This is a genomic window from Anaerobacillus sp., assembly GCF_046314235.1.
GTDB lineage: Bacteria > Bacillota > Bacilli > Bacillales > Anaerobacillaceae > Anaerobacillus.
Window position 1 is genome coordinate 68262 of the sequence record NZ_JBKBWN010000017.1, and the last position, 13268, is coordinate 81529.

A 13268-nucleotide genomic window follows, 5' to 3' on the forward strand; every position below is an offset into this window, starting at 1 on the left:
TCGTTGATGTGTTGCAAGGAATACATTGATTTTTTAGATTTATCAATAAAAAAATTGAAAGAATTAAAAAAAGCACAGCACCCTATAAGCCTCGACCAAGTAAACGTTCTTTCAGAAAAAAATGCATTCGTTCTTAGCGATATGAAAGAAATTTTAACTGGGAGAGTTGTGAGTGCGTGCGCTAGATACCTAACAAAATTATCGTGACTATCTTGGAAATGATCAATCAATTATCGGGCTACCTTTTTTTACAATAAACTGGCGGATCCTTCTTCCGTCCATTTTATGAACAATAATTAGTAAGTGATGATATTCAATCTCTTCACCGACCGTTGGGATTTTTTCGATTTTTTCAACAATCCAGCCGCCTAATGAATGATATGAGCTTTCAGGAAGCGGAACATTCATTAACTCGCAAAAATCGTCTAAGGCAAAATCCGCGGAAAACTGAAACGTGTTTTCATCAAATTGATTCATAATACTAATTTTTTCATCATGCTCATCCCAAATCTCACCAACAATTTCCTCTAAAATATCTTCCATCGTAATCAACCCTTCGGTCCCACCAAATTCATCTATAACAATGGCCATATGGGTTTTGTTTTTCTGCAGTTCTGGGAGCAATGAAGAAATTTTTAAAGATTCAACAACAAACATTGGCTTTCTTAGTAAATCTTTAACTGAAAACGTTTTGTTCTGAACTAAATGAGACAAAAATTCTCTTTCTGATAAAATGCCAATAATATTATCGATATGCTCCTGGTATACAGGGACTCTTGAATAACGCTCCTGTAAAAACATTTCTAATATTTTTTCGTGCGCTTCATCTACTTCGACAGCTGCCATATCAATCCTTGGTGTTAAAATTTCACCAACAACAATATCGTCAAAATTAAGAGCACTATGAACAAGCTCACGCTCTTTTTTATCAATAATTCCTTCTTCTTCACTAATATTAATCATTACTTTTAGTTCCTCTTCCGTAACAGAAGGAATATGTTCTTTCGTCGTTATCATTTTTGAGATGGCTTTTTTTAAAGAAATAAAAATAATTGTCACAGGAGACAACAAGTTCATTAAGAAAACTAATATACCTGATATTTTTAAGGCGAAGGTCTCCGCATTTTCTTTCGCGTATGACTTCGGTAAAATTTCTCCAAAAATTAACACAAGCGTCGTCATGACCACTGTATTAATAACCATCCCAGTACCGGCACCATAAAGATCTGTTGCAAGCTTAGCCGAAATCGTAGCCGCACCAATATTAACGACATTATTTCCAACTAAGATTGTCGATAGGCCCTTATCAAAATGCTCTGTAATCATTAACGCATTTTTACTACCTTTACGGTTTTCATCAGCATAATTTTTCAAGCGAATTCGATTCACACTAGAAAAGGCAGTCTCCGCAGAAGAGAAAAACGCTGATAAAAATAAAAGGATAATTAGTAAAATGATTATAAAAACAGGGAAATTCTCCATACTCCATCACCACCCATGCTTATACCACTATTTTTCTATAGCTTTAACTTTCCCAATCAGAGGCTATTCATTTATGTTTTAAAAAACACTATTTTAGAAAAAGTTGGACTAATGTATGGATAAGCAAACAGCCGTTGGGAAAATTCGAGATGTGTGTTGCTGAAATTGTTCTTCTGAAATGCCTTGAAACTAAAGACTTCAATAAACAAATAAAGCCACTCAGTTACGAGTGACTTATCAAACATTTTGAGTGAGTATGGTAGGATTCGAACCTACGAAATAACCGTAATGGTTTGCTCTAACCACTGAGCTACATACTCAAAAATTTCAGTTAACCTACAAAATAGCTTCTACCATTCTTTATAGATTATACGTTTATATAATTTCCACAAAACTTTTGCTTGTAACTAGTCTCCCCAGCGTTTTGCTGAATTAAACTTGATTTTATACTAAAATAATTGTAATATAGACAAGTAGTAAATTTATAACTTTATTCAAATACGGGACTGGTTGTGTAACTGGTGTTTGCCGAGGTCTTCAAAACCTTAGGGAGGCGCGTGCCGTCTTCGGTGGGTTCGATTCCCACACAGTCCCGCCAATGCTTACATATCAGGGGTCAGCGAGTTTGTTTACTTGAAAACATAAACTACATAAAATCATTAATTAGTGAAATGGGTGCCCAAGAGGTGCCCATTTTTTTAATTATAATACCTTAGTAGTGCCGTCTTGAAGTGAATATATAGATCGGGGGTAGTGTGTACTTTCTGGTGCCCTAATCTCTCACTTCCCTCTTTCATAAATCCAGGTACAGGGATTTATGATGGATGATTGTCTATAAATATAGTTCAGAAGAATTATTAATAAATAATCATGCGTTTTTTTTGAAATTTTAAAAAACATTTTCACAGTTGGTAAATTATGCTAAAATTTTGATAAGCAAAAATCGAAGGATAAGCTAGTAAGATATCCATTGGAGGGAAAAAGTTGAACTGGTATAAACAATTTAAACACCCAAAAGTTTACATCTCACTATATAGTTCTATCATCATTTTACTCTTTTTTGTCTTATTTACTGGTTCAGCCATAATATTTAGCCTTTGTTTACTTATTGGTTTTTTTATCCTTTTAAATAATAAATACCTAGACTATCTTTCTCAAAAAGTTCGAGTACCTACTGAAAAACATATAATCAGGTTGTACCCTGAAGATAAAGGGGAACTCTTAATACCTGTTGAAAATAATGGGAAGTTACCTATTTTCTCGGGAGATTTTAGATTTGAACTCCATGATTCAGAAAAAGCGGTAAAAGTAGTCGACATGGCAGATAGTTATGATTCCTTCTATCATTATCGTATGTCTTTGTTACCTCAAAAAAGGAAGAAGCATAAGGTTCGATTAAAGGCACTAAAGCGTGGAATTGTCCAAGTTAGGTCAATAGAATTTACTATTTATGATCTTCTAAGTTTTGGTAGTGCTAAACTAAGTTATCTTGGCAATTATCGAGGGGAAGTTATTGTCTACCCTACAATAAAACCAGTGCTTGGCATTGAGAGAGTCATTCAGTCTGAAAATGGTGATCAACAAAAAAATTCGCTCCATGAAGACATTATGCAATCGATTGGAACTCGCGACTACATTTCAAGTGATCCCTTTAATAAAATCAATTGGAAGGCGACAGCAAAAAGTCAGCAATTACAAACAAAAGTTTTTGAAAAGACGACAGTTTCTAAGTGGACTATGGTTATCAATATGAAAGATGATCAAAGACTACGGATTGACAACTTAGAGCAAGTTCTTAGTAACGTCGCTTATTGCTGCCAATATGCTACTATAAACAACATTCAATATGAAATTTTTGTTAACATTAAAACTCCTGGTGCCGTTTGCCTACATTTACCTTTAGGAAGTGGGAAGGTACACTTAATGAAGGCACTCGAATTCTTGGCTAGAATTAGAAAAGATAGTTCTACTATTAAAAGTACTTATATGCTCAACACAGTTAGAAAAAGCGTTTCACCAGTGGTTTTACATTTTGGGGCTTTTAATATGGAAACGTACCGGCTTTATACAGATTGGAAAAGGAGAAAGAATATAGTCATCTATCAACTTCATATTGAAGGAGAAAATGGACATTTCGTGAGGATAGGTGGTGTGAAAAATGAAGTCATGGCAAATTGAGCTTTCCCGTCTTCTTCATATTAGCCTTGATTTACTTCTACTTTACATAGTAGTTCTACCTTACTTTCTTCTGTATAGTCAGGCACCACCGATTCTAACCTATTCAACTATGTTCATACTAGGAATGGTCATATATGAACCTGGAATAAGAAAATATAAAAACTCAAAATTAGGTCTTCTGTTAGTTCCAATCACTACTGCAATAGGTGTTGTTTTGTTCAACCTTGATTTAGTTATTTCACTACTCATTTCTATTGTTCTTTTTTGGCGATTAGTTTATCATCATAAGGAAATTAATATAGTGTATGAGAATATAAAAAAGTGGGGGAAAGAGTACAGATCCGACCAGAATACCATCGAACTAAACTTATTCTTTATAACATTTTTAGTAGGGATGATATTTTACCTTGTATTTTATTCATTAGAGGAAAGAGAAATCTTTTTGTATTTAGTTTTTCTTCAATTTTTTTTAGTTATGCTTTTAAAGATTTTGAATACCTCTTTAAATCAGGGGGGGAGTTCCCCTTATAAAATACAGCAATTAAAATGGAGATTTGGGAAAGTCGCTTTACTTTGGTTGGTAGCAACTTCTAGTTTCCTCCTTTTTAAGTATTTCTACTTCTTAGTATTTTTTATAATTAAGCTTATTATCTCCCTTATCTCATTATTAGGATACAGCTTGCTCTATTTACTTTCTCTCGTCAATTTAGCTCCTCCTCCTAAAGAAAGTACAGAAATTATACTAGCAGAAATTGGTAGGGGTCCTTTTGAAAAAATCGTCCTAGTAGCTCCTACCCAAAGCTCAACAACAACTTTGTTAATTATAGCGGCTACGGTCCTTATTGCTGTCGTGCTGTTTTTGATTTTTTGGATTACTGGTAAGTTTCAGCCTCGTCAAGAAGATAATGAAATGGAGGAATACGAATCGTTAGAAGCTGACCTTTTTGTAAAACAAAGGTGGTCATGGCAAGTAAATAAGCCAAAGCAGGAAGTAAGAAAATTATTCTATGGACTTGAACTAGCATTGGCAAAGAGGGGAAAAGGAAGAAAAAAACATGAGACTGTCGAAGACTGGTTACACGCCCTAAAAGCAGATAGTTATCTTAAAGAAATTATAGAAAATACGTATCATAAAGTACGATACGGTGAAGTTGAAGTCTCAAAAGCAGAAATAAGCCATTATCGTAAAGCTATAAAAGAGCTTAAGAAAATTAATACTAATTCAAAAAAGTTATAGTGAGTTAAACTTGGAGATGTTCCCTAAATAGTATCCTCACGCTCAATATATTTACTAGTTACGATAGCATCTCCTAATAGACTCCATCTAAAATTAATAGTATGAGCTATATGTTGTATTAATTGTTTCGCGACATCAAAATGATCTTCTCGAATCAAAGGTCTCACCATACTGCTATTCTAAACACTCCAGCATTTTCATTTCTTCGTTTTTTTCATTCTTACACATACATCCTCTACTCCACCAGATAAGTAAAACTATGAGTTAGGTATAACTCGTTGTTTGAGATAATCGATAATCTCCTCACTTGCTTCTTTACAGAATTTAAATTTATTAATCTAAAAATTCATAATAATATTATTTTTTAATAGTATATTGCACATTAGGATTTATCTGATAAGATAAATAACTAGGGTTACTTTATCAGATTAACGCGTTTTAGCGTTTTTGTGTGTCAGTTTAGTGGGTAGAGTGAACTCGTAAAGTTGAGAGGAGAACAATTATGGTAAAAAACACAATGACCCCTACTGAACCCCGGGAACAATGGGGTACTAAACTAGGGTTTATGTTAGCTGCTGCTGGTTCTGCAGTAGGTTTAGGAAATATTTGGAGGTTTCCATTTGTTGTAGGTGAAGGTGGTGGAGCCGCTTTCGTATTATTGTATTTACTATTCGTCCTTGGAATCGGGCTGCCGTTAATGATTGGTGAGATTAGTATTGGGCGTAAAGGTCGTGCCAACGCTATGGATAGCTACAAAATCATCTCTCCTAAATCAAAATGGTATGTAAATGGTTTACTTGGTGTAATCATTAACTTTATGATTTTAGCTTTTTATTCTGTTATTGCAGGCTGGGCATTTTATTATTTCCTTTTAGCTCTGACTGGGCAAATTATCTCTTATAACAAAGATTACGAAGCAGCATTTAGTCAATTTATTTCTCACCCTGTTTATCCAATTATCACACAAATTTTATTAATGACCGTTGTTGCACTTATTGTAGTTGGTGGAGTTAAAAGAGGAATTGAAAAATGGAATAACATTTTAATGCCTACCCTTTTCTTTTTACTAATTGTACTAGTTTTCCGAAGTTTAACCCTAGAAGGAGCACAGGAAGGCCTACAGTTTTTCTTATATCCTGACTTTTCTGTAATTAATTCAACCATTGTTCTTGCGGCTCTCGGACAAGCATTCTTTAGCTTAAGTTTAGCAACGGGATTATATGTTACCTATGGAAGCTATAATCATAGTCAAAGTAGCATCCCAAAAAATGCGGCTGGAGTTGTTTTCCTAGATGTATTCGTGGCAATAATGGCTGGTTTAATTATTTTCCCTGCTGTATTCCATTATGGAATTGACCCTGGTAGAGGTCCTGATTTAGCATTTATTACGTTCCCGATTATTTTTACAGATATGCCTTTTGGTTCTATCTTTGCAGTTTTCTTCTTTTTCTTTGTGTTCGTGGCTGCGTTAACTTCAGCAATTTCGTTACTAGAGGTGCCAGTTGCTTTTGTTAAAGAGAAGTTTGGAATTTCACGTAAAATAGCAACACCGATCACTGCTATGATCATCACTGTGTTAGGGATCTTCTGTAGTTTATCTTTTGGCCCATTATCCCATATTCAAATCTTTGATCGTACGATCTTTGTTATCTTTGATTATGTTGCAGCACAAGTCTTGCTACCAATCTCAGGTTTATTGTTAAGTATTTTCTTAGGTTGGATTTGGAAACCATTAGAAGTAAAAAAAGAAATTGAAAGAGAAAATAACTCTTTTCCGTTCTTCAAGATTTGGAGTTTCTTAATTAAGTACGTCATCCCAATTTTCATCTTTATTATTTTCTTAGACAAAATTGGAGTAATTTAATTAGCTTCAAAGCCCCCTTGTTGTTTACAAGAGGGCTTTTTTTCATTAACTGAACAATGATTACAGACAACAATTGTCATACTAAAGAGAATAAACTAAAAACTAAACAAAAATTGAATGTCGTCTAACGCTTGGGTATTATGGATATTAGAAAGTCGGAAATTATATGGAGGAGAAAGCATTAGCATCAAATTTTCAACAATAAAATATCGATCGATAGTTGCTAATAACCAACTTTAAAATCGTTAAAGAGGAAGGAAATGATTTTCAGATGTATCTAATTGGAGATAAGATTATTACGGATTTACAAGGCGAAAAAACGGATGCTGAAATAGTTGAAATCGAAAAGATCTATCGTGAAACTGATCGAGAAGGTAACTTTGTAGAAAATGGACTAATCATACTCGAAGGAGCAATCCCTTCAATTAAACTTCCTTTTGAATGTCATGAGGATGTATTAATCATCCACTATCCTGAAAGTAAAATCGAAGAAAATCAAGATGATAACAAAGTCATCTATCGCTGTAAAGACAAAGCGTATACGTTACAGATCAACGATTACCGCATTGTCGTCGGTGAAGAACAGTTGAACAAGTAAACTAATTACATATATAGAGAGGCTGGGACAGATGGTTTCAGATACCTTAGTTTTGTCCCAGCTTCTTTTTATTTTTAGTACAGTGAAAGGGTTTTCTCCTCTCATATATAACCTTACTCGCTCTATATTTATATCCTTCGACTCTATATAAATGGAACTCATTTCGACAAGCGCCAGCCACCTAATATTTTTTTCAGCATTCCTTTTGAAGGATAATCATTTTCAAATGATTGAATGAAAATATAGTTAGGATTATCACTGTAGACGTCAATACCAATAAAGTCTGTACACTCATCATCAGCAAACAGGAATTTGACATCGATAATCCGTTCATAACTAATCGACTGTTGTACTGGTTTATCTTCAATTTTAAAAGAATAATAGTCGTACCCTTGTTGATTTATTTTTTTGACAAAACGTCTCTGTTCATTCATCAATTTAGCGACTTTCTTTGCTGACTCACCATCAAGCTCTACCCCAACGATCGGAACTTCTTTGCCTAAGTCGATAATAATTTGCTCGTTTTCAGGCAGTATTTCTGAGTAAAACGCGAATTTATTTGGTTCAGTAAAATAAATATAAGCCGTTTCTGTCTCATCGTCATATGTAATTTGTTCAATGTTTATATTATTCATGATTTCACACCTTTTCTATAGGAATAGAACCGACTGGATACGGTCGGTCATTTCAATTTAGAAATTCTATAAACCTTCCATTTCATCATACAGCTGTTCTTTCAACTTTTCATCCAAAAAGTCCTCTAAATACGCAAGCTTTAAAAAAAATAAAAATAAACGCTAGATTTTAGATCCTAGCGTCATTAAAATATTATTGATTATCAACCTTAATTTTAAGTTAATTAAAACATCTCACTATTTTTACTGCATTATCCCTGTTAGAAAAGTAATGTAGAGTTCATAGCATTAAAGATGGATGATAGGAAGAAAATTGTCGGTGTAGTAACTGCATCGATGGATGTAAGTAAGTTAATGACAATGAATGAAGGGAGGTATTACCTATAACATGGTAATTACTTATCGCTACTAAATGGAATTGTTATGCTATGTTGTATTACAATCGAGTAGTATCACATGAAGATATTATCGATGGCGTGATCGCGAATTACCATCAAGGAAGGATGAAACGAAGATTTCCTTATTCAGAGCCTTTTTAATTGGCCTTTGTATCTTTGCTTTTACGGGAGCCACATCAATAAACTTAACAAGAATTTCTTTTGCCGTTTTCAGAGATAGACTGCTTTTCGGATTACGAAGGGGCTCTTGGACACCAACGATTTGTTTATGTTTTAAAGATATAAAATCCTCTTTCTCTGGGAGCATATGAAAATAATGAGGCTTGCTTTTTGTTTTTATTCCTACTTTTACCAAAACGACTGTATTTTGTTTTGCATTTCTAGATTGAGTGCTATACTCAAGCCAGATTTTTTGAGCATGTCCAATTTTAATCAGTTTTGTGAGCGCTTTGCTCTTTAGGTCATATAACTCCCGCTTGTCAGTAGCCGTTTTGACATGGCGGTTTACAGAGTAAATTGCCTGTGCTATTAACCCTATATCGTAGTTAGTTGTTTTTTCCACACGATCATCCTTTCCTTATGTGCTATATGATTAAATAATTATTCCTTTTAACTAAAGTTTAGAGTTACCCCATCATTAATTAATGGATTGATAACCTCTCTTTTCTATTATACCTATAATGTTAAATGATTGTAAGGGTGTCAATCTTCATTCTATACCCCTACAATCATTTAGAGTTGCCTAGTCCATGAACGAAAATTATGATCCTGCTTTCTCCATCTCTTCTATGTACGAGTTAAACTTTGCTTCGACTTGCTTCCACTCGTCCTCACTTTCAACTTCATCATAGAAGAGTGTTCCTTCTTCATCTTCTGTGTAGCTTAACGCAATGATTTCAGGTTCACATTCCTCATCGTCCAATTGTTCACAGATCGCTGCAAGTAGGTAGTGTTTCTCATTTAATTCACAACTGTATATGACCTCATACAATTGTTCGTTACCTTCTTCACCTAATAATAATTCTTCACCAATTTCAACTGCCACTTTCATTCCTCCTTTTCCAATTGTAGTATGTCCCAATAAGTATAACTAATATAGATCTTCTTACTATTATTTCAATGATCAGTAAATAAACCCTGTTCTCATTATACATTAGTAAACCGATAAGGTTAGAAATTAATTACATTGGTTTAAGTTAACAGAACTAATACATAATTTTTGAAGCATCTTCCACCAAAAAAGGAAAGTTTTGTCATAAGTAAAAGTTCACCTCGTTTAGGCACGATAATTAGTAATGCTTTTAAGTAAACACAATATCGCGCCTGAGGTGACTGTTACTTAACTTTTCAATTGAGTTAAATTTCTCATACATACTGATCAAATGAGGATTATAGCTAATCGATACCTAAGATCGTTATCTTTTAAATCTAAATCCTGATAAATAATAAGCATATTCATATAAGAGATTTATCGAATGCTGATTGTCTGCTTTTAAACTTGGATGTTTAAAAATACTTCGTCCAGGCTTAGAATTCGCTTCAAACATCCATACCTTCCCTTCTTTATCGACGCCGATATCAATTCCTAACTCACCCAGATTGCCATTTAGACTATCCTCAATAGCTGAAGCAATATTTATGACAGCTTTTTCGATTGCCTCTTTAATAATAGGAGCCTTTTCATCAAAAGTTGCTGCTAGGATTTCATCACAAGAGTATATTTTACCACCTAAACGTACATGGGTAGTTACACTCTTCTTACCGGCCACTTTTCCAGCTATTCCGGTGATCACCCATTGATTTTCAATATTTTTATTAATATTTATGCGAAAATCTAGCTTTCTACCTTTATATTCAATTAATCTTATTCCTTGTTGGGCTAAATAGCGTTTGCTTTTTTGAGGATATTTAATCTCTTCTAATACTTCTACTAAACTTTTGTGCATACTTACACTATTCTCGTTGTTTAAGATATACTGATCTCCATGTTTCGTAATACTATAAATACCACGACCTGCTAAGCCATTTTTCGGCTTTAAATAAGCGGTTTGATATTGTTGGATGAGGTAGGCAATATTAGAATACGTCGGTGTAAAGAAAGTTTTAGGTAAATATTGAGCAGCTCGATTGTTTTCGATTAATATCTGATGAATTGTCATTTTATCAAAGAAACATGGATTAAAAATTTTCGCTTTATGAGTTTCAAAATTAATATAGGCTTTTTGTATTTTTTTACTTGCCTCGTTTTTCCTACCTAAAACACGATTATAAATAACATCGGGGATAGGGATTTTTTGTTTATAATAATGATTTTTCCCCCTAAATGTTGCTACTATTTCATTTGAATTCCAATTAACATCATTTATAGTAAATAAACATGTGTAATTCGAAGTATTCTCTGGGGATGAAACCAACTTATTAAACATCTTCATAGCTGTTTTGTTTTTTGCTTGAGTGAACAGCGCAATTAGAGGACCAACTTTAATTTCTTTTCCGCAAATTTTCGCTTGTACTTGCTTAGGAAACGGAATAAGCAGATCTATTACGCTTTTTGTAGAAAGTAACATTTCAGTTTTATTTCCTTCTATAGGTTGGAGTAAAGTCTCAAATCGTCTATTTCCAAAAGCAATACGGTATAGCGTGTTCGGCTGCAAGTCCCATCTTTCCCAGAGAGTTTTCGTTACAAATACTTTGTTTTCATTACTCAGAGAAAAGTTAAGGTCGAGGGTTACAATATCAAGCATCTCTAACACTTCCTTATTTGTCATTTTCATTTGTTTCAAAACGTTCGTTACTTGTATGACAACCTAAAGCAATAAAGTAATACCTATCAATACATATTAGTAGAAAGCTTATCTTGCATAGTATTCAAATCATATTGAAGGGGCAGAGGCAAACCGGAAAAAAGATACTTTCGAAAATGGTTTTATACACCTGAATAATTAGTGTTTTTTTATTTAGTTACACTATATACCTATACCTCATCTTCCTAGCTGAATATGTTAGATATAAAGCAGTAAGGAGGCCCCTATGATATTAGAAAAAAAGAGCAAATATAGTAAATATAGTAAATATAATCTATTATTGCGTGATGATGAATTAGCTGATGCCATGCCTGAAACGAAAAGGTTTAATAAAACTACTTTCATGGAGATGCTCTCTAAGTATAAAACAATCATTGTCAAGCCAAGAGTTGGATCTAACGGTTATAAGGTTCTTAAAATAACGGAAAATAAAGCACAGTACGTTCTACACAATTCTAAAAAAGAGGAAATATTTAAGGATGTATCAATGCTTTATGGTCGCGTTAAGAAAATCACTAAATCTCGTAAATTTCTCGTGCAACAATATATTCCGCTAGCAAAAATCAACGATAGACCATTTGATATACGGGCAATTGTCCAACGAAAGATAGGCTTTGATTGGGCTGTTACTGGAATGTATGCGAAGGTAGCAAACAAAGGATTCTTCATCACAAATTTACGGACAAAATCAAAAGTAATAGAGGTTAACAAAGCGATACTCGATTCAAACATCGATTTCGAAGATGAAATCGATGTGGAAGATATTCATACAAAACTACACTCAATTGTGTTAAAAACAGCAGGTATTTTTGGTGAAGCATTTAATAACCAAACTATTTGGGGATTAGATCTAGGAATTGATCAAACTGGAAAAGTATGGATCATCGAAGCGAACTCAAGGCCTGGTTACAAGGGCTTTCGAATGTTAAAAAATAAAGCTAACTATCGAATGATTAAATCCATTAAAAAGCATAATAAGATGCATCGAGAAAAGATCTCTTCTCAAGAAGAGATCGAGTCTAAAAGTCAAAACGAAGAAACTTAAACTTTCCTAATGTACTGAACTTCAATCTGGTTGCTATTGAAAATATAGCAATTTTTCTCATGTGTATTGAGATGTCACTATGAGTTTTTTTGTTTTTTCCTCTTGCAAATTTGCGCCGAAGAAGTACTTTGAATCACTACGAGTAGACGGAGGCAAGCTGATGACCTTACTCACTTCATGAGTTACTTCATTGATTTCCTTCGTGCTTCTTTGCGTCGAGGAAATTTTCTACGGAGCTGCGCTAGTAGACGCAGAAATACCTTTAAAACACAAAAAACACATTCGCAATGAATGTGTTTTTTGTGCCTAGCAACGTCCTACTCTCACAGGGAAGCTACTGACCTCACTCACTTCATGAAATACTTCATTGGTTTCCTTCGTGCTGCTTTGCGCCGAGGAAGCCTACTTCGAAGCTTCACTATCAGACGCAGGCGCACACAACCTAATGCAACAACCCAATTTAATTTTATTACAAAACAAAAAACACATTCGCAATGAATGTGTTTTGGTATGCCTAGCAACGTCCTACTCTCACAGGGGGAAACCCCCAACTACCATCGGCGCAAAAGAGCTTAACGATCGTGTTCGGCATGGGAACGAGTGTGACCTCTTCGCTATCGCCACTAGACAAGCTACTGACCTCAATTACATCTTGAAATGCTTCATGATTTGCTTCATGCAGCTTTGCGACGAGGATACGACGCAAGGAGTACCGCAGGAGCACAACCACTAAATTGAGCAGTAAATATTAAATTCAAGGATCATTCCCTGAAAACTAGATAACACACATTTAAGACTTGAGTAAGAATTCGCTTCTTATTTATAGGATAAGTCCTCGACCGATTAGTATCTCTCAGCTCCACACGTCGCCGTGCTTCCACCCGAGACCTATCAACCTCATCATCTTTAAGGGGTCTTACTGGATTAACTCCAAGGGAAATCTCATCTTGAGGGGGGCTTCATGCTTAGATGCTTTCAGCACTTATCCCTTCCACACGTAGCTACCCAGCTATGCTCCTGGCGGAAC

The 13268-nt window shown here is 34.4% G+C and carries 10 protein-coding genes, 1 tRNA gene and 2 rRNA genes; 6 read left to right on the forward strand and 7 right to left on the reverse strand.

Going from position 1 to position 13268, the window contains the following annotated elements; genetic code table 11:
* Nucleotides 1–222 precede the first annotated feature (222 nt).
* Nucleotides 223–1482 (reverse strand): hemolysin family protein, encoded by a 1260-nt coding sequence (locus ACK4M9_RS18880; protein ID WP_409854026.1) that lies wholly within the window; start codon nt 1480–1482, stop codon nt 223–225.
* A gap of 502 nt (nt 1483–1984) precedes the next feature.
* On the opposite strand from ACK4M9_RS18880, the gene ACK4M9_RS18885 reads away from it, so the two are divergent.
* From ACK4M9_RS18885 to ACK4M9_RS18905, 5 genes are all read left to right on the forward strand, one after another.
* Nucleotides 1985–2080, forward strand: a tRNA-Sec gene (locus ACK4M9_RS18885).
* 386 nt (nt 2081–2466) lie between these two features.
* Entirely contained in the window at nt 2467–3660 is a 1194-nt protein-coding gene (locus ACK4M9_RS18890) for a DUF58 domain-containing protein (protein WP_409854028.1), read from the forward strand.
* Nucleotides 3641–4897, forward strand: a complete 1257-nt coding sequence (locus tag ACK4M9_RS18895; protein WP_409854031.1) for a hypothetical protein — start codon at nt 3641–3643, stop codon at nt 4895–4897. The genes ACK4M9_RS18890 and ACK4M9_RS18895 overlap by 20 nt, the downstream gene beginning before the upstream one ends.
* Before the next feature lie 502 nt (nt 4898–5399).
* The gene (locus ACK4M9_RS18900) at nt 5400–6761 is read left to right on the forward strand and encodes a sodium-dependent transporter (protein ID WP_409854034.1); all 1362 of its coding nucleotides are present in this window, start codon (nt 5400–5402) and stop codon (nt 6759–6761) included.
* Between the two features lie 271 nt (nt 6762–7032).
* On the forward strand, nt 7033–7359 hold the full coding sequence (locus tag ACK4M9_RS18905; protein WP_409854037.1) for a hypothetical protein: 327 nt from the start codon (nt 7033–7035) through the stop codon (nt 7357–7359).
* A 158-nt stretch (nt 7360–7517) separates the two neighbouring features.
* Here ACK4M9_RS18905 and ACK4M9_RS18910 read toward each other — a convergent pair whose 3' ends face one another.
* The 4 genes from ACK4M9_RS18910 to ACK4M9_RS18925 form a co-directional block, all read right to left on the reverse strand.
* A complete protein-coding gene (locus ACK4M9_RS18910; RefSeq protein ID WP_409854039.1) occupies nt 7518–7994 on the reverse strand; it encodes a DUF2283 domain-containing protein in 477 nt (158 codons plus the stop codon).
* Nucleotides 7995–8459: 465 nt separating this feature from the next.
* Entirely contained in the window at nt 8460–8954 is a 495-nt protein-coding gene (locus ACK4M9_RS18915) for a YkyB family protein (protein WP_409854041.1), read from the reverse strand.
* Nucleotides 8955–9152: 198 nt separating this feature from the next.
* Entirely contained in the window at nt 9153–9437 is a 285-nt protein-coding gene (locus tag ACK4M9_RS18920) for a DUF1292 domain-containing protein (RefSeq protein ID WP_409854043.1), read from the reverse strand.
* A 370-nt stretch (nt 9438–9807) separates the two neighbouring features.
* Nucleotides 9808–11136, reverse strand: coding sequence for a YheC/YheD family endospore coat-associated protein (locus tag ACK4M9_RS18925; protein ID WP_409854046.1), 1329 nt, complete (start codon nt 11134–11136; stop codon nt 9808–9810).
* 286 nt (nt 11137–11422) lie between these two features.
* Here ACK4M9_RS18925 and ACK4M9_RS18930 point away from each other — a divergent pair, with 286 nt between their 5' ends.
* Nucleotides 11423–12241: a YheC/YheD family protein gene (locus tag ACK4M9_RS18930; protein WP_409854049.1), complete on the forward strand. Its 819-nt coding sequence runs from the start codon at nt 11423–11425 to the stop codon at nt 12239–12241.
* Between the two features lie 512 nt (nt 12242–12753).
* Here the strand turns inward: ACK4M9_RS18930 and rrf are convergent.
* Both rrf and ACK4M9_RS18940 read right to left on the reverse strand, forming a co-directional pair.
* Nucleotides 12754–12869: ribosomal RNA gene (rrf, locus tag ACK4M9_RS18935) — 5S ribosomal RNA — on the reverse strand.
* 195 nt (nt 12870–13064) lie between these two features.
* Nucleotides 13065–13268 (reverse strand): 23S ribosomal RNA (locus ACK4M9_RS18940); the annotation flags it as partial.